Source organism: Streptomyces sp. NBC_00464, from assembly GCF_036013915.1.
Taxonomy (GTDB): Bacteria; Actinomycetota; Actinomycetes; order Streptomycetales; family Streptomycetaceae; genus Streptomyces.
Genome location: NZ_CP107899.1, coordinates 3,218,784 through 3,239,756, shown reverse-complemented (window position 1 = coordinate 3,239,756; position 20,973 = coordinate 3,218,784). Strand labels below are relative to the sequence as shown.

The window sequence follows — 20,973 nt, the reverse complement described above, 5'->3', positions numbered from 1 at the left end:
ATACGGGGCGGGGCCAGGTACTCCGAGGGCAGAGAGCATTGCCCGGCGGGGCGGTGGGGCGCCGGCGCCGGGCCCGCTGCGCGGAGCGGTCAGAGCTGGTTGATCGGGCGCATGGCCAGGCCCTCGGTGCTGGCCCAGCCGTTCACCCGCGCCGCGTCGTCGTAGGAGACGGAGCGGAGTCCGCCCGGCAGGCCGAAGACGAGAGTGCCGCTGAGCTCGGTGCCCTCACCGGCGACCAGGGTGGCGGTGAACCGGGTGGACTGGTCGTACTCCGCCTCGCCCCCCTCGTCGTTGCCGAAGACGTACAGACCGGCGTACGCCTTACCGCCTCCCTCGACGACCACGGGCTCGGTGTCCGGCTCTTCGAGCGGCTCGACGGTCGGAGCGCTGTCACCGGCTCCGAGCCGCACCAGCGGTGCGTCGTTGAGGACACACGGCGAGGTGCTGCCGTTGGTGACCGTCAGCAGGAAGTGGCGGGGGGTCTCCCCGGACGCGTCCTGAAGCTCGACCGCGGTCGTGAGGTCGGTGGCCTTGCAGTCCTGGTGGCTGGTGCCGTTGCCACCGCCGGTTTCGCCGCTGTCCCCGGTCGCCTCGTCCGTCGCGCCGCTGCTCCCGGTCCCGGAGTCGCCCGAGGGCTCGGCGGCCTTCGACGGACTCCCGGCTGCCGGGGCGGAGTTGGACGGGCCGGCGGACTCGTCGTCACCCCCGGAGGGCTGACAGGCGGTGGCTGCCAGCAGGGCCGCGACCACGCCCGCCCCCAAGAGGGTGGTGCGCAGCGCCTGACGTACTGAACCGCCTCTGAACGTCCCTGAGTTCATGGTGCATTCCTCTTCCCCCGTGACCGGCCCCCCGGCCGTCCTGTGTACAAGCGATACAGGCGAGTGTGGCCGTGGCCGAGCTGTGAGGTCACGCGGAATCGGGATCTGTTACCACCCTCGGATGAACCGCCGACCGTGGCGTGACGATGTCCGGAGCGAGCAAGGGCGCTTTCGGTGGCGCAGCTTCGCCTTGCCCGCCTGGCTGGCACCCTGTGAGGCGGCCGACGAGGCCGCGTGTTTTCCGGCGGAGCCCGGAGTCGGCCTCGGACTCGCCGCAGGCCGTGACGGCGTCGGCGGCCAGGGCCAGCAGGGCGAGGGCTAACAGGGCGCCGTTCACGGATGTCGGGATGTTTCGGGTCCGACATGACTTCGAGTAGGGCCGGAGAAGTAACCAACGAGGCACTTTCCCTGGCGAGTGGAGACTACAAACTCTCCGGAAAGGGCAGATGTGGATGTTGGGGGGCGAATCCGAGGAGGCTGAGCACGACGAGAGCGCCCCGGTCGTCGACGGGAAGGCGGCGGTCCTCGCTCTGCCCGAGAAATTCGCCGGCATACGCGTCACCGAATCCCTCCTCCAGGACGCCACGTACGAACTGGGACTTTGTCCCCGAACGGCCTGCCGAGGAGTGGACCGTCATGAAACGTCGCGGCTAATGCGGACTGCTCTCAACCGCACTCATTTCTCAACTGATCGGGCCTGCAGAGATTTGGCAATCAAGGCGCTGCGTTCAGGCGGATTGCGAGCCATCACTTGCTGGGGCTTCCGCAAGTGTCCGAAAGATGCTTTCGAGGTCCTCCGCCGTTGCCTTACAGAATTCCTGATCTCTCTCTCGAATCACATCCATCGCTTCATTAAAGTTTTGACCGTCCGGACCAGCCTCTTGAATTAGACGTGTAGGTACGATCATCCAGTTCCTGATCGATCTAAATGTCCATTCAATCTGTTTGGGTGTCTCACGTACCGCCGATTCAAACAGTTCCTTCAGTTCGTCGCGGGGCTCAGCATATCGCCACCCAACGAATGAAACCTGAAAGTATCCGTAGAAGGGGTGGCGCTCCACCGGCGACCTGAACCATACGACATACCCGAACCGGCTCAGAATCTGCCTTGCCTGATCTTTATGATTCACAACTACCTAACCTGTGACCATCAGCGCTGCCCCCACGGAGGCGGCATCTTTTAATCCCCATTGTTCCGGACTATTTTCTCCCCATTGTTTGTCAGCCGCAGCGCGTTCGCGGACGGCGGAGCCCCCTCCCTACGGTCAGCGGCGCCGCAGCGCCGGGTCGAGCAGTGCGGGCGGAGTGTCGTGCTTCTCGTGCGGGGCCAGGTCGGTGCCGGGAGCGACGATCGCGTCGATCGCGTCCAGCACGTCGGCGGAGAGCACGGTGTCGGCGGCGGCGAGCTGTGAGTGGAGGTGGTCCAGTGTGCGGGGGCCGATGAGCGCGCTGGTCACGGCGGGGTGCGCGGTCACGAATCCGAGCGCGAGCTGGATCAGGGTCAGGCCCGCCTCGTCGGCGACCTCGGCCAACTGCTCGACGGCATCGAGCCTGGCCCGGTTGGCGGGGACGGCGGTGTCGAAGCGTTGCGGCATGAACGCCGAGCGGTTGGTGGTGACGGCCTGTCCCTCACGGATCGCGCCCGACAGCCAGCCCGAAGCCAGCGGGCTCCACACCAGCACACCGAGCCGGTACTGCTCGGCCACGGGCAGCACATGGCTCTCGATTCCGCGCTGCAGGATCGAGTAGCTCGGCTGTTCGGTGACGTACCGGCCCAGGCGATACTCGCGAGCGGCCGACTGGGCCTGCGCGATGCGGTACGCGGGGAACGTCGAGGAGCCGAAGTAGCGGATCTTTCCCGCCCGTTGCAGGTCGGTCAGCGCCGACAGCGTCTCCTCGTCACTGGTGCGCGGGTCCCACCGGTGGATCTGGTACAGGTCGACGTGGTCGACACCGAGGCGGCGAAGACTGTTGTCCAGCTCGGTGATCAGCCAGCGGCGCGAACTGCCCTGGTGGTTGGGCCCGTCGCCCATCGGCAGGCCCGCCTTCGTGGCCAGCACGATGTCGTCGCGGCGGCCGGCGATGGCCTTGCCGAGCAGCTCCTCCGACTCGCCGCCGCTGTACACGTCGGCGGTGTCGATGAGGTTGATGCCGTTTTCGAGAGCGGCGTCGACGAGGGCGGTGACCTCGTCCTGGGTGGTGCGCCCCGTCCTGCCGAAGTTCATCGCGCCGAGCGCGAGGGAGCTGACCTGTACACCGGTGCTGCCCAAGGTGCGGTAGTGCATGACCGTGTTCCTCCATAGCGGGTGAGGTGTGGCCGAACCCAGCCGTGGCTTGGCTGTCGGCCCCTTGCTCTGACATCATGAGCAAGCGGAACCTTGTCCCGTTTAACGATACGGAACACTGTCCCGTTTAACAAGGCGGGCAATGGAGGGAATGGCGCGGTGACTGAAGGAGACCGGGGCGCAGGGCGCGCGACCCCGCCCAAACGGGCGGACGCCCGGCGCAACAAGGAGGCGCTGCTCGACGCGGCCGCCACCGTCTTCGTCACGTCGGGCGTGGAGGCGCCGGTACGCGACATCGCGGCCGAGGCCGGCGTCGGGACGGCCACCATCTACCGCCACTTCCCGACGCGGGCGGATCTCGTCATCGCCGTCTACCGGCACCAGGTCGAGGCATGCGCCGAGGCCGGTCCGGCCCTGCTGGCGTCCGCCCCCACTCCGCACGCCGCACTGGAACGCTGGCTCGACCTCTTCGTCGACTTCCTGGTCACCAAGCACGGCCTCGCCGCTGCGCTGCAGAACGGCAACGCCGACTTCGGGGCACTCCACGCCTACTTCGTCGATCGCCTCCTGCCGGTGTGCGACCGGCTTCTCGACGCCGCCACCGCCTCCGGCGAGATCGGCTCCGACCTGGACGCCTACCAGCTCATGCGCGGCATCGGAAACCTCTGCATCGGGGCCGACAGCGACCCCCGTTACGACGCGCGCCGACTGGTCGCCCTCCTTGTCGCAGGACTGCGGCAACCGGGCTGACCGTGGTGGGCGGGACCGGCGAGGACGTGCGGCCCGACCTGTTCATGTTCACCGGCCGCCCGCACCGGGCCCGCCTCGCCCGCCCTTCGGGCGATGGTGTCGGAGCGACGGCACATGCCGGTGTCCCGTGGTCCCGGCCGAGAGGGAATGCGGATGGCGTTTCCCCGGGCGGTGCAGCCGCTTCCGACGCTCCGGCGGGCGGAGGCCCGCGCTAGAAGCCGGTCAGCCAGCGCTTCCGTTCCGCTTCGTACACCGCATCCACCTGTGTGTGGTGCCGGTCCACGAGATCGCTGAACCGGGCGACCGCGGCACGTTCGGCCGGCAAGAGGTCGTCGGCCGTCTTCTCGATGGCTGCGCGGATGCCGTCGCGCATGTCATGCGAAGCATGCGACGCGACCTCGGCTGCACTGGCCAGTTGGAGGTGGCCGAACTTGACGAGACGCCGGACGGAGTCGCGGGTCTCTGCCTCCGGCATGCCGAGTTCGGTGATCAGCCAGTCGAGATCGCCGTACCGGCCGCAGATGAGCGAAAGCCACTGACAGCGCATGTAGACACCGACGTCGGCGGCGGACAGGCGGGGGTCGGTGACAGAAGCGGAAGGGACGACCAGTACGTCCAACCCGCCGTCCCCGCGGATCGTCACCGGTTCGGGAATGGTCATGCCTTGTCCTCCGTGGGGGGCTTCGATGACAGGGGCCGCCGCTGGGGACGCTCCTCCCGGGGCATCAGCCCCGCACGTACCGCGCTCATCCGGGCCCGTACGCCCTGCACGGGCACGGCGCCCGCCGGGCCCCTGGGTGTGTCGCCGGGCTTGCCCCGGCACGCTCCGCAGATGCCGCCCCGCATCGCCTCGGGGCTGCCGGGGGCGCGGCACTCGCGGCATTCCAGGGTCCGCAGGACGACCTCGCGGACGGGGGCGATGCGTGCCGGCGGCAGCTTGTCGAGCAGCCTCGTGCGGACGAAATGGAATGGGCTGTAGACCGGTACCGGCAGTCCCTGGGTCAGTGCGCACATGATCTCGGCCTCGGTGGAGCCGCGCTCGAACCATTCGTTGACCTGAGGCTCCAGCTCCACGCAGTGGGCGTGGGACAGTGGCAGCGTGGGCGCGGCCTCCCCGAGTGCGGCAAGCAGGATGTACGACCGGGAGCGGGTGGGCCGTTGGGTTTCCGGCGGTACGTCGCCCCGGGTGTACGCCGCCCACCACTCGTCGTCGCGGGAGGTGCGGGAGAAGAACGTACGCGTCACCCAGAGCAGCGCCTCCTCGGTCGCGATGCATTCGCTGCCCCGGCGCAGATGCCCTTCCTCCTGGAGCCGGTTCAGGCTGGTCCGCAGCGCACACTGTCCGTACGGCAGCACCTTGGCGAGCATCTTCACGGAGATGTCGGCGCCGTCGCACAGGCCGTCGATGTACGTGGCGATGGCGGCGTCGCGGGGGAGGAGGTGGGCGAAGTCGTGCCCGGTGCGGGGGCGTTGGTCCGGTGCGGAACGCTTGCCGTATCCGGGGTTCGCCATCGGGTGGTCGTGCGTGGGCACGGGGCCGGGCGGGGAGACAGGGGCAGCACTAAGCTGGTTGGCAGCCATGGGATCGCCTTTCACGATCGTCCTGGTCAGGCCCCTGCTCGGTGTTTGCGCACCGGCGGGGGCCGTCGTGTCCTGGCTGACGCTAGAGCGTCGCTACCGTCCGTCGCAAGTCGATCGCGAAAAGTCAACCCGCCAGGCAGGGAGGGTGGGTGGGAATCAATCCCTCCACCCATTCCGCTGAAAGAGCGCTCGGATCTCGACGCTTGAGCCCCGAGTCGGGATCCGCACCGCAACCGCGTGCGGGCTCCGCCCCAAGTCCCACCCTCGGCGCGGAGTTGGGAGAGATATGGGCGCCCGTCCATGAAGGCGAGGCCGTCCCGGTCGCATCTGCCGCGCCCAATTCGCTCCCAACTTTCCGGGCCCGGAGATCTCGGCGCTTGAGCCCCGGAGTGTGAGCGCCGTCCTGGGAGGTGTGGAGCCGTTTGTCGCGGAGGGGCGGGCCTCCTTCGGCGTTGTTGTCGTACAACCGTCCGATGTCATGGTGCGTCTGATGTGTCGGAACCGTCGTTCCCCCGTTGTTCGTCCGTACGTATCCATCGCTTCACTGCAAGGGATCACCCATGCTCGGAACTGCTGCCGACCGCTTCCGCCCGCTGCGCAGAACCGCCGCCGCGGTCGGAGCCATCGCCCTGATCGCCATGGGCGCGGCTGCGGCACCCGCTTCCGCAGAGGACGGCCGCCTGGCCGGAGATTTGTTCATACAGCCACTGAAGTCCCTCGCCGGGGTGAAGACCGGCAGCAGCGTCGAGCTGCCCGTCACCTTCGCGAACAAGGGAGCCGAGGCACGCGACAAGATCTTCCTGAGCTACACCTTCAGCAGAGGGCTGGACCTCCGGGACGGGCTGCCCTCCAACTGCTATCGCCGAGGGCTCGCCGTCGAATCCGAATCCGATGCCCACATCGTGATCTGCGAGTTCGATCAGACGGTGAAGGCCGGCGGCATTTACGCGCCAGAGAAGACTCTGGCGCTGAACGTCCTCGATCACGCGCTGAACGAGCGGGCCCACGCGATGGTCTCCAGCTATGAGCCCCTGGACGACAGCGACGCCCAGAACTGGCCCGGTAGTGGACCTGCGATGAAGTTGATCGAGCTGCCCTCGACCACTCCGGTGGCCGGCGTTGACCCGCACCGGGCCGGTGACTCGGAGTGGGACTCTTCCGATCTGTTGGTGGATGCGGTGAACACGGCCGACTTCCAGATGTCGGTGCGGGAGACGGAGCGCGTCGGTAAGACGCTCACGATGGAGGCGACGTTCACCAACGCGGGACCGGCCTGGGTGAACCACTACGACAGCGAAACCTCGCTGACCCAGTTTCTGCTCAAGGTGCCCGCCGGAACGACCGTGACGAAGAAGGATGTCCGCTGCCGCAAGGTCAGCGCCGGTAGCTACAACTGCGTTCCCTACACGCATGGCTCCCTGAGGGCGGGCGCCACTGATCCCTTCCTCCTCACGCTGCGCATCGACAAGGCCGTTCCCGGGGCCAAGGTTTCGGTGTCCCTCGAAGCGAAGGCGCGCCCGTTCGACAAGAACAAGAAGAACGACAGCGCCACGCTTCTGCTGGACAACGGCACTGGCTCGACAGGCGGTTCCGGTTCCACGGGCGGGTCCGGTTCAACGGGCGGTGACGGCTCGACTGGCGGTAGCGGCTCGACGTCCTCCACCGGTGGTTCCGGTACCGCGTCCTCGGGTGGCTCCGGTTCCAACGGCGGTTCCGGCACTGCGTCCGCCGGTGGCTCCGCTTCCACGGGCGGTTCCGGTTCTACCGGGGGCTCCGCGACGACCGGCTCCGCGACGAGCGGTACGTCGGGCTCCTCGGGCTCCTCGACCACCGGTGGCGGGCTGGCGAACACCGGCTCCGGTTCGACTCTGCCCCTGGCGGGCGCGGCTGCCGCGATCGTTGCCGCCGGTGCCGGCGCGATCCTGCTGGTCCGCCGCCGCGCGGCCCGGAGCTGACGCCGAACCATCCCGACACGACACGGCCCGCCGAGCATTCGCCCGGCGGGCCGTACGTGTTCCGCTGCACAAGGTGCTCTGCTCAGGACCTCTTCAGTTCGGCCACGAAGGTCGACCAGGTCGCTGCGCGGAACACCAGCGCCGGGCCGTCGGGCACCTTGGAGTCGCGGACGGGGACGATCTCGGGGACGCCGTCGAGGACTTCGAGGCAGTTGCCGCCACTGCCGTCGCTGTAGGTGGACTTGCGCCAAGTGGCGACCTCTAGGCAGTCCCCGCCGCTGCCGCCGCTGTACGAGGACTTGTGCCAGGTCGCCGTGGACAGGTCGTAGTCAGAATCGCTGAGCTTCATTTTCGTAATCCTCCGCCACCGACTCGATCAAGGCCAGGGACGCTGCCGGTGAGATCGCGCTGGCCACCACCAGATCGTAGGTCAGTTCGTACTTGCTGACCGTGTCTGGATCGTCCAGGAGTTGTCCCGCTCCGAGCCCGTCCAAGTAGGCGAGTGGAGGCGCATCGGAGAAGGCCATGAGCTTGAGGCCGCCTCCCATTGCGGCATGGCCGCCGGCTGAGAACGGAAGGACCTGCACGATGATTCGATGCTGCTGGACCAACGTCGCGACGTGGTGAAGGGCTCCTGACATCACGCCAGGTCCGCCAACTGTTCGTCGTAATACCGCCTCGTCCAGGACCGCCCACAACATTGGCTGAGTTGGATCGGCGAGGAGTTGTGCGCGCTCCAGCCGGGCCGCCACCAAGTCGTCGATCGCGCTGGCGACGGCTGTCGGCTGGTACTCCCGGAACACCGCCCGCGCGTAGGTCTCTGACTGGAGCAGGCCGGGGATGAGCTGAGGCGCGTACTCCTTGATCGTTATGGCTCGGGCCTCTGCCTCAGCTGCCTCGGCGAAGTGATCCGGGTACTTCGACTTCTTCAGCGCCGCGCAGTTCCGTACGAAGAAACCGTCCGCGCCCAACACCTCGTCGAACTTCTCCGCCTGGTCCATCTGCATCCGCCGCACCCCGGACTCCAGCTGTCCGATGAACGAGCCGCTGACGAAGAGCGGGGCGCCGAGCTCGGCCTGGGAGAGGCCCGCTTCCTCTCTTCGGTGGCGGAGCTCGGCGCCGAGAAGAGCGCGCGGAGAGGAGGAGGGGTCGAGCTTTCTGGGACCTGGCATGACAACTCCCTGTGGCACACGTGCCGTTGTTGGAACTGCACCTCTTCCAGGCTAACGAGGGATTGGCCACGCTGGGTATGCATCGGAACTACTCAGAGTGGAAGGAATGGATCATGACGACTACGGAGCGGCACATGGTGGCGGGCAGGATGCGGGAGGCGGAGGAGCTGGTGGCGCGGTTGCGGGGCGGGTTCGCGGGGGTCGGGGTCGTGCTGCCCTCGCTGCGGATCGACCCGGTCTCGTTCGCGGGTGACGAGCCGGTCGCGCTCCTCGACCTGGGCCGCTGCAACCTCGCCACGGCGTTGCGGCTGTCGCAGGTGCTGGAAGGAAAGAGGGCCGGTCGTGACGGCTGATGCTGAAGGGCTGGAGGCGTGTACGCCGGAGCCCGGGTCGTTCGCGGTCGATGCGCGGGACGGGCGCGTGGGCCGGGTGATGGGGCGGGTCGGCCCGTATGTGCAGCTGCGCCCGCCCGGTGGGGGAGCGGAGTGGGACTGCCCGCCCGGCTGTGTCAGGCCGGCGCCGCCGGGGCTCGTGCTCCGGGCGCGGGTGACGGAGGTGAACTGGGAGGGGCGGCTGCCTCGGTGAGGGAGGGGCGGGTTGAGGGCATGCGCCGCGACCGGGGCCGCAGGTAGGCGCTTCGGCGCGTTCTTCAGGGCGTGGGCGCGGTGAGATACCGCTGGAGCGTGGGTCCGAGCCAGTCCACGATCTCCTCGCGGCCGAGCGCGACGCTCGCCGGGAACCGCAGTACGTAGCGTGTCAGCGCGAGCCCCAGCACGGTCGAGACGCACAGTGCCGCCCGCGCCTGCGCCTGCTCCGGCTCGTGGCCCAGCCGACGGGCCAGCGGGATCAACTGCTCGCGCAGCACGCTCTGCATGCGATCGGCGGCGGCCTGGTCGGTGGCGCCGACCCGCATCAGCGCGGTGAGCTCGCCGTTCTCCTCCCACAGGGTGAGGAAGTGGCGCACCAGCGTGCGGCCGATCTCCTCGCGCGGTTCGAGGGAAAGGCCCGGCAGCCCCGGGTCGATCGCCACGGCCGCCGCGAACAGGCCCGCCTTGTTGACGTAGTAGCGCATCACCATCGACGGGTCGATCTTCGCGTCGCGTGCGATGGACCGGATGGTCGCCTTCTCGTAGCCGTCCGCCGCGAACCGCTCGCGGGCTGCGGCGAGGATCGCGGCGCGAGTGGCGTCGGAACGCCGTGCGGCCTGCTGGTTCTCCGTGCTGCCGGTCATGCCAACAAACATAGGCCAACACGTGTTGACAGTCCAGATTCATGGCTCTACGTTTGCCAACACTGGTTGGCCAACAAGCGTTGGCCTTGCCGCGGTCGTTGGCGTGCCGCTGGATCCAGTGCGGCGGTGGACGGCCTCGGTGCCGTGGGAACAGCGACAGTGAGAGGGAGTGCCGAAGATGGCCAAGCTGCAGAGCCTGGACCCGAGTACGCCGATGTTCGCGCAGTTCAAGGAGGAGACCGGACCCATCGTCCTGGCCAACACCTTCTTCGTCCCGAAGGAGCGGACCGAAGCGTTCCTGGCCCTCTTTCGGAGGCAGGCGGAGTTCATGAAGGCTCAGCCGGGATTCGTCTCCCTGCGGATGCACAAGGGAACGGCGGACAGCCGGCTTCTGATGAACGTCGCGGTCTGGGAGTCGACCGAGGCGCTCGCCGCGGCGTTCGGCAGCCCGGAGTTTCAGCGCATGGCGGCCGAGTTCCCCGAAGACATCGTGTCGTACCCGCACATCTTCGAGCAGATCGACGCATGACACGGCAGCTGTACCCGGGGGAGGGCGGCCGGAGAACTCCTGCCCTCCTCCGAGCAGTCACGCATCCATGCGCCATGCCCGGCCGTCGAGGCCGCCGAGCTCCCAGGTCGAACGTCGAAGGAGAAGCACCATGTTGCTGAAGAACGTCAACACCGTCCTGGCCGCCGTCTGCGCCCTGTTCGTTCTCTACCTCGGGCTGTCCTTCATCCTGGCCCCCGAGGCGTCCACTCCAGGCGTTGGCCTGCCGGACTGGCCCGCCGGTGACGGCGACGGATTCCTCGTCATGAAGGGCATCCGTGAATTCGCGATGGGCCTGGTCGTCGGCATCCTGCTGGTGACGGGCCACCGCCGGGCCCTGGGCTGGGTCCTGCTGATGGAGGCCGTCGCCCCGTTCGGCGACATGATCAACGTCCTGGCCCACCACGGCTCCATCGCCGCCGCGTTCGGCATCCACGGCCTGACCTCGGCGGCGATCGCGATCACTGGCCTGCTGATCCTCCGTGAGACCGGCAAGGCCCACGAGGTCCGCCAGGCGCCCGCTGAGCGCGAGGTCGGCTTCCGTAACGAGGTGGCCCGGTGAACGCAAAAACATGATGAGAGTGTGCAGTTAATCGGCAAGCTCGCGAAAATCTCCTAGCGGGAGTCTTGTGGGGCGGGACGTGCGGGTCCTACTGTCGCCTCACCTTCTCGGCGGCCGCCCCGCCCGGACGTCCTGGTCGTTCACCCCTCCCCACCCCACCCCTCCTCCTCGGAACTCCTCAGAGAAACGGGCCTGCGATGCCATGGAAGACCACCGCTGCCGGAGCGAGAGCGCGAAGACCGCGCCGAACAGGACTGTGCGCGGCCGCCGTTGCCTCGATGACTGCTGCCGCCGTCGGCCTCGGGGTGCTCGCCGGGACGCCGGCGGGCGCCGCCCCGGCCCCCGTCGTCACCCGGGCCGCCCTGGACCCGGCGCTCGTCGCGGGCCGGGGCGCGAAGGTGGCGTTCGTCGAGCAGGAGGCCGAGAACGCGGCCACGAACGGGACGGTCATCGGCCCGGACCGCACCGCGTACACGCTCCCCGCCGAGGCGTCCGGCCGTAAGGCGGTCAAGCTGACCCCGGGCCAGTACGTCGAGTTCACGCTCCCGGCGGCGGCCAACGCGATCACCGTGCGCTACAGCATTCCGGACGCCCCGGGCGGCGGCGGGATCACCGCACCGCTCGATGTCGCGGTGAACGGCAAGAAGCGCTCCACCATGACGCTGACCTCGCAGTACTCCTGGCTGTACAACCAGTACCCGTTCTCCGACGACCCCGGCGCCGGGCTGCTCCACCCCGACTGGTGGATCACCGAGTGCTCCTGCGTGCCCGACGCCACGACCCCCGCCCCGGTCGTGGAGAAGCCGTTCCGGCCCAGTCACTTCTACGACGAGCAGCGGCTCCTGCTCGGCCGGACGTACCGTGCGGGCGACACCGTACGGCTCACCGTCCCGGCCGGCAGCCGGGCCGCGTCGACGACGGTCGACCTGCTGGACTCGGAGCTCGTCGGGCGCCCGCACGTCGAGCTTCTCGCCGCCAACGTCCTTGCGTTCGGGGCCGATCCGACCGGCCGGCGCGATGCGGCGGACGCGATCGACAAGGCCATCGCCTTCGCCGGGCGCACCCACCTCACGGTGTACATCCCGCCGGGTACGTACCGGGTCGACCGGCACATCGTCGTCGACGACGTCACGATCACCGGTGCCGGTAACTGGTACACGAAGATCAAGGGCCGGGAGGTCGCGCTCGACACCCCGGCAGCCGACGGCTCGACCCACACCGGCGTCGGTTTCTACGGCAAGGACGCAGCCGACGGCGGCAGCCGCAACGTCCACCTCTCCCGCTTCGCCATCGAGGGCGACGTACGGAGCCGCATCGACACCGACCAGGTCAACGCCATCGGGGGCGCGATGAGCGACTCGACCATCGAGGGCCTGCACATCAGCCACACCAAGGTCGGCATGTGGTTCGACGGCCCGATGAAGAACCTGCGGATCAGCGACAACATCATCGTCGACCAGATCGCCGATGCCATCAACTTCCATACGGGTGTGAGCGATTCACGGGTGACGAACACCTTCGTACGCAACTCCGGCGACGACGGCCTCGCCATGTGGTCCGAGAAGACCGCGAACGCCCGCAACACCTTCGACCACAACACCGTCCAGACCCCGGTCCTCGCCAACGGCATCGCGATCTACGGCGGCACCGACATCACCGTCTCGAACAACCTCGTGGCCGACCCGGTCCGCGAGGGCAGCGCCCTGCACATCGGCTCCCGGTTCGGCGCCGAGCCGTTCACCGGGAAGCTGGACCTCACGAACAACACGACGGTCCGCGCCGGTACGTACGAGCTGAACTGGAACATCGGGCTCGGCGCGCTCTGGATCTTCGCCCTGGACAAGAGCATCGACGCCGCCGACATCCGGGTCACCGGTGACCACTACCTCGACAGCACCTACAACGCGATCATGCTCGTCTCCGACTGGGCGGTGAAGGACCGGTACGGCATCAAGGGCGTCCACTTCAAGGACATCAGGGTCGACGGCACCGGCACCTCGGTACTGAGCGCCCGTGCTGCGGGTGGCGCGACCTTCGAGAACGTGGACGCGCGCAACGTGGGCGCGGTCGGCGTCAACAACTGCGGGTCGTTCAATTTCCCCGCGACCGGTTCGGAGTTCTCCCTTACGGACCTCGGCGGCAACGACGGCGACTGGCTCGCCCCCTGGCTGCTGCCGAACACCATCACCTGCAACGACCGGCCCGAGGTCGTGCCGCCACCCGCGCCGGGGGCGTGGTGAGGCGCGCGCGTAGAAGCACTCAACCGTAGAACGGCAGACCAGCGGCACCCGGCATCGAGCAGATGCCGGGTGCCGGGTGCCGAGTGCCGCCGCAGTCAGGGCGTCGGTCTACCGGGAGATTCCGGCAGGTTCGTCCAGCCGCGTCAGCTTCCGCGGGTTCCTCACCAGATAGACCCGGGTGATCAGCCCGTCCTCCACCACAAGGCTCACCGCGGCCGGCTCGCCGTCGACCTCGATCCGGCCGGCAGGCGCGCCGTTGAGCCACAGCGGCATCGTCTCGACCACCCCCTTCACCTGGTTCGCGCGCCCGAGCACCGCCGCCACCAGTTCGGCCCCGTGGAGCGGAGCGAGCGCGGCCGCCGCAATCCCGCCACCGTCGGCGACCAGCACCACATCCGGTGCCATGATCTCCATCAGCTCCCGTACCTGACCGGTGCGCAACGCGGCCAGAAACTGTTCCACCACGGCCTGTTGCTCGGAACGGCTGACCTGCACCCGCGGCCGCCGGGCCGCCACGTGCTCGCGGGCCCGCCGCGCGGTCTGCCGTACCGCGGCCGCGGACTTCCCGACGGCCTCGGCGATCTCGCCGTACGGCATGTCGAAGACCTCGCGGAGCACGAACACCGCCCGCTCGGTCGGCCCGAGCGTCTCCAGCACGGTCAGCAGCGCCATCGAGACGCTCTCCGCGAGCTCGACGTCCTCGGCGACATCAGGGCTGGTCAGCAGCGGTTCCGGCAGCCACTCGCCCACGTAGTCCACCCGGCTGCGCGACACCGTGCGCAGCCGGTTCAGTGCTTGTCGGGTGACGATCCGGACGAGGTAGGCCCGCGGGTCGTTCACCTGTGCCTGGTCGACGGCGGCCCATCGCAGCCAGGACTCCTGCAGCACGTCCTCCGCGTCGGCCGCCGAGCCGAGCATCTCGTAGGCGACCGTGAACAGCAGGTTGCGATGCGCGACGAACGGGTCCTCGGTCATGACGCCGACGCTACGCCGGACTTCTCCGGGCGCCCGGCCAGCGGGATCTCGCACGCGGCTGAGAAGCCCTGCGACTCGACCCCGTTCGCCACGTTCGCCCTGGTCGCAAGATTGACGTAGGCGATGAACGCGGTGAGCTCGATCATCGCCGCAGGGCCGAGCCGGGCGAGCAGGCCCGCGTACAGCTCGTCGGTGACGGTCAGCGGCGTGTTCGTCATGGCCTCGGCGTACTCCAGCACGTCCCGTTCCAGCGGCTCGAAGACCTCCGACTCCCGCCAGCGCGGCACCTGGCTCGCCTTGGTCAGATCCAGGTTCGCGTTCTGCGCCTGGAAGTACCCGATGTCGAGGCACCAACTGCAGCCGACCTGGGCCGCGACGGCCATGTGCGCGAACGACTTGAGACTCGCCTCGGCCGCGTCCCACGCGCCCACCTTGCCGCCGAACTCCAGGTTGTCCCGGGCGACGCCGGGGCTGTGCCAGAGCACCTCGACGTTCTCGGGTACGGCCCCGAGCTGCTTGATCATGCTGTCCTTGAGCTGGGCGGGGAGCTCGGCCTTGGAAATACGCAGTGCCATGGTGTTTCTCCTTGGAAGTCTGCCTGTGTGGCATGAAGACACCGCCCGGCCCGCGCATGTGACAACCACCGTGAAGAAGCGGCCAGTAATACCCCAGTAACGGGCTCCTCCTAGGTTCACGCACCACCTCGCCGAGCTTGCGGTGCCGCCCCCGGTTTCCGGAGGCCCGGCCGGGTTGCTGCACCCCCCTCTCGGCAGGAGTTCTCCCTCATGTACCCACCCAGAAGCCCCCGGCGCCGCGGCGTCGCATGGGCGGCGACCGCGTTCACGGCCCTGGCCGTGCTCGGCGCGGCGCCGTCCGCGACCGCTGCCACCGGTTCCGGATCCACCGCCACCCCCGCCCCGTCCGCCAAGGTCGACTCCGCCCTCCGTGTCGCCGTCGGCAAGGGGAAGGAGTCGACCTTCTTCGTCGTCATGAAGCAGCGGGCCGACCTGTCCGCCGCCCGGGGCAAGCGCGCGCACAAGGACAAGGCGAAGTCGGCCTTCTCCGCGCTGCGGGCCGAGGCCGGCACCTCGCAGAAGTCGCTGGCGGCCTTCCTCGACAAGAAGAAGGTCGGGCACGAGTCGTTCTGGATCAACAACGCGGTCAAGGTGACCGGCGACCAGAAGCTCGTCGACGAGCTCGCCCAGCGGTCCGATGTGGCGAGCATCGTCAAGGAGCAGCACTACGCGCTCGACGAGATCGAGTCCTCCACGACGCCCGGCACGAAGACCGACGCGGACTCCGGTGCCACCGAAGTCACCCCCGAGTGGGGCGTCAAGGACATCAAGGCCGATCAGGTCTGGGACCAGTACAACGACCGCGGTGACGGGATCGTCATCGCCAACGTCGACTCGGGTGTGCAGTACGACCACCCGGATCTGGTGGGCAACTACCGGGGCAACCTGGGCAACGGCACCTTCAGCCACGACTACAACTGGTACGACGCGACCGGCCAGTGCACCACCGAGGCCCCCTGCGACAACAACGGCCACGGCACCCACACCATGGGCACCATGGTCGGCCAGGGCGGTGTGGGCGTCGCCCCCGGCGCCAAGTGGATCGCGGCCAAGGGCTGCGAGGCCAGGGAGTGCTCGGACTCCTTCCTCCTGGCCGCCGGTCAGTGGATTCTCGCCCCGACCGACCACAACGGGCAGAACCCGAAGCCCGAGATGGCGCCCGACATCGTCAACAACTCCTGGGGCGGCGGTGACACGAACTTCTACCAGGACATCGTGAAGGCGTGGAACGCGGCCGGGATCTTCGAGGCGTTCGCCTCGGGCAACGACGGTGACGGCGCGACCTGCTCGACCGGCCACGCGCCCGGTTCGCAGGCCGACTCCTACGGCGTGGGCGCCTATGACGTCGACGGCAAGATCGCCGACTTCTCCGGCTTCGGCCCCTCCGTCTTCGACGGTTCGATGAAGCCGAACATCTCCGCCCCGGGCGTCAACGTCCGCTCCACCTGGCCGGGCAACTCGTACAACTCCATCTCCGGTACGTCGATGGCGACCCCGCACGTCGCCGGCGCCGTCGCCCTGCTGTGGTCCGCGGCCCCCTCGCTCATCGGCAAGATCGACGAGACCCGCGCCCTGCTCGACCAGGGTTCCGCGGACGTCGACGACACCCACTGCGGCGGCACCGCGGCGATGAACAACGTCTGGGGCAGCGGAAAGCTGGACATCCAGGCCTCCGTCGACGCCGCCCCGCACACCGCGGGCACCATCACCGGCACCGTGACCGACCGGGCCACCGGCAAGGCCGCGGCCGCCACCGTGACCGCGCAGAGCGGCGACATCTCGCGTGCGGTCACCACCGTCGCCGACGGCAGCTACCAGCTGCACCTGCCCGCCGGTACGTACACGGTCACCACGACCGGCTACGGCTTCGCGTCCCGCACCGACACGGTGACGGTCGCCGTCGGCGAGACCCGGCCGCTGGACGCCGCGCTCGACGCGGTCGCCCACCACGCCGTCTCCGGCACGGTCCTGGACGTCACCGGCAAGCCGCTCAAGGGCGCCACGGTGAGGATCGTCGACGCCCCGCTCGACGCGGTCACCAGCGGCGCCGACGGCACGTACACCTTCCCGTCCGTCGCGGAGGGCGCCTTCCACCTCGCGGTGAAGCCCGCCGCCCCGGTGCTGTGCAACGGCGACTGGACCGGCGCGTTCACCGTCGACGGGAACGAGACCGTGTCGGCCTCGCTGCCGCCGCGCACCGACGCCGCCGGTACGTACTCCTGCGCGCCCGCCGCGTACAACTGGGTCACCGGGACGACGAAGGTCGCCCTGAGCGGTGACGAGAACGCCAAGGGCGTCGCCCTGCCGTTCCCCGTGAACTACTACGGCGTCTCCTACACCAGCGCCAACATCACCACCAACGGCCTGGTGAACTTCCTGTCGCCGCGCCTCGGCGACTACGCGAACACCGCGCTGCCCGCCGCCGCCCAGCCCAACGGCGCTGTCGCCGCCTTCTGGGACGACCTGACGCTCGACAAGAAGTCCAGCGTCCAGACCGCCACCACGGGCACCGCCGGTCACCGCACCTTCGCCATCGTCTGGAACAACGCCGCGCTCGTCTCCGACACCTCGGTGCGCCTCAGCTTCGAGGCCGTCTTCGACGAGGCGACCGGTGCGATCACCCTCCAGTACAAGGGGATCGGCACCAAGGCGTCGCAGCGGGGCTCCTCGGCCACCATCGGCGTCGAGAACCAGGCCGGCACGGACGCCCTCCAGTACTCCTTCAACGAGACCGTCCTCAAGGACGCCTCCGCGATCCGCTTCTCCCCGAAGGCCGCGTGATGAGGAACATCAACCGAAGAGGCGTACGCCTCGCCTCCATGCTGGTGGCCGCCGGACTGGTGCTGAGTGCCGCCCCGGCCGCGCTCGCCGCGGACGGCGACGACAGCAACGGTCTGCTGACGCTCACGGACAGCCAGGCCGCCGACCTCTCCGCGCGCGCCCAGCTCGACCCGTACGGCGATGCCGAGGCGCAGGGTTACGACCCGCAGCACATCGGCACCCGTGAGGACGCGGCCACGGCACCGTCCACGGACACGACGGGCGGCAGCGGCAGCGGCTCGTCGCTCGACGGCGTCACCGCCGACGCGGCGGGCGCCTGGAAGGTCACCAAGAAGTCGTCCGTGGAGGGCGACTACGGGATGATCGCGACCGCCCCGGTGGCGGGCGCGAACGGCGACTACTTCGCCCTCGCCGCGCTCGGCACCGTCCAGCGGCGGTCCGCCGACGGCAAGGAGGTGTGGCGGCGCGACAACGCCTCGCTGTACGCCGACTGGAAGATCACGAACGCCCGTCCGTGGCAGACCGAGCCCTACCCGGCGCGCATCGTCATGGGCTCCAACGCCGTCGGCCCCTTCACCATCGCGTCCGACAACGGCTACACCACCGGGGACCTGACCGGTGACGGTGTGGACGACGTGGTCTTCACCGCGAGCGTCGGCGCCTACCCCTACCGCCCGTTCGTGGCTCCCGGCTCGAAGCTGCCGACCGGCACCTTCGTGACGGTCCTGGACGGCAAGAGTGGCAAGACGCTGTGGACCAAGCTCTACACGGGCGTCTACAACATCAAGCTGGTCGGCAAGACCCTGGTGCTCGCGGACTCGCCGTACCTGAACCTGAACGCGCCCCAGGACTCGAAGACGACGCTGACGGGTATCCGCTTCTCGTACGCCGACGGAGCACTCACCCCCGCCGACACCTGGTCGTACGACGCGGGCGCCCTCCTCGGCGCGAGCTGGGCGAGCCTGGAGCCGCTGGGCGACGGACTGGTCGCCGCTTCCTGGGACCAGCGCAAGCTGAGTGCGACCGCGGACCCGTCCGGCCACACCCTGGTGCTGGACACGGCAGACGGCAGCGTCAAGTGGCAGGCCACCCACCGCCTCTACTCGCGGCAGCTGCACTACGACGCGGCCCGCAAGAGCGTCGTCGCGCTGGAGCAGTCGGACCCGAACGAGGGCATCGCCTACGAGCTCGCCTCGTACGCACTGTCCGACGGCACCCGCACCACCGTCGACCGGCGCATCAACGCACTGCCGATCGACCTGGTGATCGGCGACCTCCAGGGCAGCTCGAGGCCGGAGTACACGGTCAGCGAGTCCACGGTGGATGAAGGGCAGTTCATCAACTCCAACACCGTGCGCGCCCTGAACGGTGACGACGGCAGCGAGCTGTGGTCGCGCACGGTCAAGCGCGACGAGGCCAACGGCCATGACGGTGGCGGCGCCTGGGGTCTCGAAGTGGTGGACGGCAAGGTCGTCGCCTCGTACAAGGACGACGCCGGCTACGAGAGCGCCGACAACCGCAGCGCAAGCCGCTACGGCCGGCTGGCGGTCCTGTCCGGCAGGGACGGCTCGGTGCGCTGGGAGAAGCGCGGCCTGGTCACCTCGCAGATGTGGGCGCAGCCGTTCCGCAAGAACGGCGGCTGGCGGCTGCGGACGGTCGACACGAACGAGAACATCCGCACGTACAACCTGGGCAGCGGCAAGCAGGAGAACCTCCTCCCGCTGCGTTCCGCGGTCTATTCGGCGGTGTCCACGGACATCACCGGCGACAAGAAGCAGGACCTGATCGTCGGCGGTGTGTCCAACGGCGTCTTCGCCTACGACGGCCCGTCGATGGTGTCGGGGGCGCCGAAGCAGCTGTGGACGGCCACCGTGCCCGGCCAGGTGCACGGGCTCGTGAAGGCCGACGTCAACGGCGACAAGCGGGACGAGACGATCGTCGCCGCCGACTCCGCGACCGCGGTGCTGGACTCCCGTACGGGCAAGGTCCTCACCACGATCGACGGCCAGGGGCAGTTCGTCCGCTCCGCGCAGGCCGCCGACGTCAACGGCGACGGCAAGGCCGAGATCATCGTCGCGACCGACAAGGTGCGCGTCTACAACGGCAGCGGCAAGAAGCTGTGGGAGTACGCCGCCCCGGCGTCCGCCGGTGACGTCGTCTTCGCGGATGTCTCGGTCGCCGATGGCCACCTCTACGCCCAGTTCGCCTCGCACACCGGCGACGTGGGCTCCATGCAGCCCAGCGTGGTCGGCGGCGTCGCACTGAACGCCAGGACCGGCGCTCTCGACTGGGAGGTCACCCCGAAGACGGGGTCCGCAACGGACGGCGACCTCTACGGCGCCCCGCTGCGGGCCGGTACGTTCGCCTCGCCCGGCATTCCCTACGCGGACGGGCACGCGGTCGTCTTCACCGCGTTCGTCGAGGACGCCACCGGCGCCCTGAAGACCATGATGCAGATCCGGGACGGCCGCACGGGTGAGCTGCTCCACGAATCCACCGACGGCGGCCCGTGGGGCCTCACCGGCTGGCTGACCGGTCCCGACGGTCTGACCATGGTGAGCAGGGTCTCCCTGCGTACCTTCGGGCCGAACGGCCAGGACTCACGGGTGTACACGATCGCGGACTCGCACACGGCCGCCTTCGCGAACGGTCCCGGCGGCAAGCGCATCATCGTCTCGGGCGAGCTCGGCGGCGCCAGCACGTACGACCCCTCGATCCTCACCGCAGGAAATGACTACCCGTACAGCGTGGCCGACGTCCAGGCGATGGGCGGCGACGAGATCCTCGTAGCCGACCTGAACGGTGACAGCGTCGACGAGATCGTGTCGCTCAACTTCAACGAGTACGGCATGGACCGTACGACGGCGCTCGAAGGCGGCGGCTACTCCTCGCCGTTCACCGCGATGCGCCAGACGATCGTGGCGACGATCGACCCCGCCTGATCCTTCGCCTTCACAACAACGAAGCCTGACCGGGGCGCGGGATGTCTTGCGGCAACGCGAGGCATTCCGCGCCCCGTCGTGGCACGCTTTCACAGGTGACCAGCAGAACCGATCCCGCGCAGCACCTGAGCGATCTCGCGCGGCTGCGCCGCGTCCGTGACCGCATAGACAGGGAGTACGCGCAGCCGCTGGACGTCGAGGCGCTCGCGCGCGGCGTGCACATGTCGGCCGGGCATCTCAGCCGGGAGTTCCGGCGCGCCTACGGGGAGCCCCCGTACGGCTACCTCATGACGCGGCGCATCGAGCGGGCGATGGCCCTGCTGCGGCGCGGCGACCTCAGCGTCACCGAGATCTGCTTCGAGGTCGGCTGCTCGTCGCTGGGGACCTTCAGCACCCGCTTCACGGAACTGGTCGGGGTGCCGCCCAGCGTCTACCGGCGCGAGGCGGAGGAGGCCGAGCGGGCCGAGCAGGCCGGGGCGGGGGTGCCTTCGTGTCTGGAGAAGCAGGTGACACGACCGGTCAGGAATCGAGAAGCGCCGGTCAGGAAGCCGGATTAGCG

At 68.9% G+C, this 20,973-nt stretch carries 21 protein-coding genes; 12 read left to right on the top strand and 9 right to left on the bottom strand.

Annotated elements, in window-relative coordinates; all coding sequences use genetic code 11:
* Positions 1–89 precede the first annotated feature (89 nt).
* Positions 90–818: a DUF4232 domain-containing protein gene (locus OG912_RS14345; RefSeq protein ID WP_327709669.1), complete on the bottom strand. Its 729-nt coding sequence runs from the start codon at positions 816–818 to the stop codon at positions 90–92.
* Between the two features lie 121 nt (positions 819–939).
* Here OG912_RS14345 and OG912_RS14340 point away from each other — a divergent pair, with 121 nt between their 5' ends.
* Positions 940–1,140: a hypothetical protein gene (locus tag OG912_RS14340; protein WP_327709668.1), complete on the top strand. Its 201-nt coding sequence runs from the start codon at positions 940–942 to the stop codon at positions 1,138–1,140.
* A 124-nt stretch (positions 1,141–1,264) separates the two neighbouring features.
* Positions 1,265–1,708, top strand: a complete 444-nt coding sequence (locus OG912_RS14335) for a DUF6461 domain-containing protein (RefSeq protein ID WP_327709667.1) — start codon at positions 1,265–1,267, stop codon at positions 1,706–1,708.
* A gap of 375 nt (positions 1,709–2,083) precedes the next feature.
* Here OG912_RS14335 and OG912_RS14330 read toward each other — a convergent pair whose 3' ends face one another.
* The gene (locus tag OG912_RS14330; protein WP_327709666.1) at positions 2,084–3,103 is read right to left on the bottom strand and encodes an aldo/keto reductase; all 1,020 of its coding nucleotides are present in this window, start codon (positions 3,101–3,103) and stop codon (positions 2,084–2,086) included.
* Positions 3,104–3,262: 159 nt separating this feature from the next.
* On the opposite strand from OG912_RS14330, the gene OG912_RS14325 reads away from it, so the two are divergent.
* Positions 3,263–3,853, top strand: a complete 591-nt coding sequence (locus tag OG912_RS14325) for a TetR/AcrR family transcriptional regulator (protein ID WP_327709665.1) — start codon at positions 3,263–3,265, stop codon at positions 3,851–3,853.
* 211 nt (positions 3,854–4,064) lie between these two features.
* On the opposite strand, the gene OG912_RS14320 is transcribed toward OG912_RS14325, so the two are convergent.
* Positions 4,065–4,514, bottom strand: coding sequence for a hypothetical protein (locus OG912_RS14320; RefSeq protein WP_327709664.1), 450 nt, complete (start codon positions 4,512–4,514; stop codon positions 4,065–4,067).
* Positions 4,511–5,434, bottom strand: coding sequence for a hypothetical protein (locus OG912_RS14315; RefSeq protein ID WP_443060974.1), 924 nt, complete (start codon positions 5,432–5,434; stop codon positions 4,511–4,513). The genes OG912_RS14320 and OG912_RS14315 overlap by 4 nt, the downstream gene beginning before the upstream one ends.
* Before the next feature lie 560 nt (positions 5,435–5,994).
* Between OG912_RS14315 and OG912_RS14310 the strand changes: the two genes are divergently transcribed.
* A complete protein-coding gene (locus tag OG912_RS14310; protein ID WP_327709663.1) occupies positions 5,995–7,389 on the top strand; it encodes a hypothetical protein in 1,395 nt (464 codons plus the stop codon).
* An 82-nt stretch (positions 7,390–7,471) separates the two neighbouring features.
* Here OG912_RS14310 and OG912_RS14305 read toward each other — a convergent pair whose 3' ends face one another.
* Entirely contained in the window at positions 7,472–7,738 is a 267-nt protein-coding gene (locus OG912_RS14305; protein ID WP_327709662.1) for a DUF397 domain-containing protein, read from the bottom strand.
* The gene (locus OG912_RS14300) at positions 7,719–8,561 is read right to left on the bottom strand and encodes a helix-turn-helix domain-containing protein (RefSeq protein WP_327709661.1); all 843 of its coding nucleotides are present in this window, start codon (positions 8,559–8,561) and stop codon (positions 7,719–7,721) included. Before OG912_RS14300 ends, OG912_RS14305 begins: the two co-directional genes overlap by 20 nt.
* A gap of 113 nt (positions 8,562–8,674) precedes the next feature.
* Between OG912_RS14300 and OG912_RS14295 the strand changes: the two genes are divergently transcribed.
* Together OG912_RS14295 and OG912_RS14290 are read left to right on the top strand one after the other, a co-directional pair.
* On the top strand, positions 8,675–8,914 hold the full coding sequence (locus OG912_RS14295; RefSeq protein ID WP_327709660.1) for a hypothetical protein: 240 nt from the start codon (positions 8,675–8,677) through the stop codon (positions 8,912–8,914).
* Entirely contained in the window at positions 8,904–9,146 is a 243-nt protein-coding gene (locus tag OG912_RS14290) for a hypothetical protein (protein ID WP_326737791.1), read from the top strand. The genes OG912_RS14295 and OG912_RS14290 overlap by 11 nt, the downstream gene beginning before the upstream one ends.
* A gap of 64 nt (positions 9,147–9,210) precedes the next feature.
* On the opposite strand, the gene OG912_RS14285 is transcribed toward OG912_RS14290, so the two are convergent.
* Positions 9,211–9,792 (bottom strand): TetR/AcrR family transcriptional regulator, encoded by a 582-nt coding sequence (locus OG912_RS14285; RefSeq protein WP_326737792.1) that lies wholly within the window; start codon positions 9,790–9,792, stop codon positions 9,211–9,213.
* A gap of 178 nt (positions 9,793–9,970) precedes the next feature.
* Between OG912_RS14285 and OG912_RS14280 the strand changes: the two genes are divergently transcribed.
* The 3 genes from OG912_RS14280 to OG912_RS14270 all read left to right on the top strand — a co-directional run bounded on the left by OG912_RS14280 (position 9,971) and on the right by OG912_RS14270 (position 13,141).
* Positions 9,971–10,321 (top strand): antibiotic biosynthesis monooxygenase family protein, encoded by a 351-nt coding sequence (locus OG912_RS14280; RefSeq protein ID WP_326737793.1) that lies wholly within the window; start codon positions 9,971–9,973, stop codon positions 10,319–10,321.
* Between the two features lie 130 nt (positions 10,322–10,451).
* Entirely contained in the window at positions 10,452–10,901 is a 450-nt protein-coding gene (locus OG912_RS14275) for a DUF4267 domain-containing protein (RefSeq protein WP_327709659.1), read from the top strand.
* A gap of 197 nt (positions 10,902–11,098) precedes the next feature.
* Positions 11,099–13,141: a glycosyl hydrolase family 28-related protein gene (locus OG912_RS14270; RefSeq protein WP_443060973.1), complete on the top strand. Its 2,043-nt coding sequence runs from the start codon at positions 11,099–11,101 to the stop codon at positions 13,139–13,141.
* 108 nt (positions 13,142–13,249) lie between these two features.
* Here OG912_RS14270 and OG912_RS14265 read toward each other — a convergent pair whose 3' ends face one another.
* Together OG912_RS14265 and OG912_RS14260 are read right to left on the bottom strand one after the other, a co-directional pair.
* Positions 13,250–14,116 carry an RNA polymerase sigma-70 factor gene (locus OG912_RS14265; protein ID WP_327709657.1) on the bottom strand — a complete coding sequence of 289 codons (867 nt, stop codon included), beginning with the start codon at positions 14,114–14,116 and terminating at the stop codon, positions 13,250–13,252.
* Positions 14,113–14,691, bottom strand: a complete 579-nt coding sequence (locus OG912_RS14260; protein ID WP_327709656.1) for a carboxymuconolactone decarboxylase family protein — start codon at positions 14,689–14,691, stop codon at positions 14,113–14,115. Before OG912_RS14260 ends, OG912_RS14265 begins: the two co-directional genes overlap by 4 nt.
* Before the next feature lie 210 nt (positions 14,692–14,901).
* Here OG912_RS14260 and OG912_RS14255 point away from each other — a divergent pair, with 210 nt between their 5' ends.
* The 3 genes from OG912_RS14255 to OG912_RS14245 all read left to right on the top strand — a co-directional run bounded on the left by OG912_RS14255 (position 14,902) and on the right by OG912_RS14245 (position 20,971).
* Positions 14,902–17,472 carry a S8 family serine peptidase gene (locus tag OG912_RS14255; protein WP_327709655.1) on the top strand — a complete coding sequence of 857 codons (2,571 nt, stop codon included), beginning with the start codon at positions 14,902–14,904 and terminating at the stop codon, positions 17,470–17,472.
* Positions 17,472–20,414, top strand: coding sequence for an FG-GAP-like repeat-containing protein (locus tag OG912_RS14250; protein ID WP_327709654.1), 2,943 nt, complete (start codon positions 17,472–17,474; stop codon positions 20,412–20,414). The genes OG912_RS14255 and OG912_RS14250 overlap by 1 nt, the downstream gene beginning before the upstream one ends.
* Before the next feature lie 95 nt (positions 20,415–20,509).
* Entirely contained in the window at positions 20,510–20,971 is a 462-nt protein-coding gene (locus tag OG912_RS14245; protein WP_327709653.1) for a helix-turn-helix transcriptional regulator, read from the top strand.
* The last annotated feature ends 2 nt before the right edge of the window (positions 20,972–20,973 follow it).

Bases quoted from the DNA above. Each gene is read 5' to 3' on its own strand.
- OG912_RS14345 (WP_327709669.1), bottom strand. From the start codon at position 818: ATGAACTCAGGGACGTTCAGAGGCGGTTCAGTACGTCAGGCGCTGCGC.
- OG912_RS14260 (WP_327709656.1), bottom strand. From the start codon at position 14,691: ATGGCACTGCGTATTTCCAAGGCCGAGCTCCCCGCCCAGCTCAAGGAC.
- OG912_RS14285 (WP_326737792.1), bottom strand. From the start codon at position 9,792: ATGACCGGCAGCACGGAGAACCAGCAGGCCGCACGGCGTTCCGACGCC.
- OG912_RS14300 (WP_327709661.1), bottom strand. From the start codon at position 8,561: ATGCCAGGTCCCAGAAAGCTCGACCCCTCCTCCTCTCCGCGCGCTCTT.
- OG912_RS14295 (WP_327709660.1), top strand. From the start codon at position 8,675: ATGACGACTACGGAGCGGCACATGGTGGCGGGCAGGATGCGGGAGGCG.
- OG912_RS14250 (WP_327709654.1), top strand. From the start codon at position 17,472: ATGAGGAACATCAACCGAAGAGGCGTACGCCTCGCCTCCATGCTGGTG.
- OG912_RS14310 (WP_327709663.1), top strand. From the start codon at position 5,995: ATGCTCGGAACTGCTGCCGACCGCTTCCGCCCGCTGCGCAGAACCGCC.
- OG912_RS14270 (WP_443060973.1), top strand. From the start codon at position 11,099: ATGCCATGGAAGACCACCGCTGCCGGAGCGAGAGCGCGAAGACCGCGC.
- OG912_RS14275 (WP_327709659.1), top strand. From the start codon at position 10,452: ATGTTGCTGAAGAACGTCAACACCGTCCTGGCCGCCGTCTGCGCCCTG.
- OG912_RS14330 (WP_327709666.1), bottom strand. From the start codon at position 3,103: ATGCACTACCGCACCTTGGGCAGCACCGGTGTACAGGTCAGCTCCCTC.
- OG912_RS14315 (WP_443060974.1), bottom strand. From the start codon at position 5,434: ATGGCTGCCAACCAGCTTAGTGCTGCCCCTGTCTCCCCGCCCGGCCCC.
- OG912_RS14280 (WP_326737793.1), top strand. From the start codon at position 9,971: ATGGCCAAGCTGCAGAGCCTGGACCCGAGTACGCCGATGTTCGCGCAG.
- OG912_RS14340 (WP_327709668.1), top strand. From the start codon at position 940: ATGAACCGCCGACCGTGGCGTGACGATGTCCGGAGCGAGCAAGGGCGC.
- OG912_RS14255 (WP_327709655.1), top strand. From the start codon at position 14,902: ATGTACCCACCCAGAAGCCCCCGGCGCCGCGGCGTCGCATGGGCGGCG.
- OG912_RS14305 (WP_327709662.1), bottom strand. From the start codon at position 7,738: ATGAAGCTCAGCGATTCTGACTACGACCTGTCCACGGCGACCTGGCAC.
- OG912_RS14320 (WP_327709664.1), bottom strand. From the start codon at position 4,514: ATGACCATTCCCGAACCGGTGACGATCCGCGGGGACGGCGGGTTGGAC.
- OG912_RS14265 (WP_327709657.1), bottom strand. From the start codon at position 14,116: ATGACCGAGGACCCGTTCGTCGCGCATCGCAACCTGCTGTTCACGGTC.
- OG912_RS14335 (WP_327709667.1), top strand. From the start codon at position 1,265: ATGTGGATGTTGGGGGGCGAATCCGAGGAGGCTGAGCACGACGAGAGC.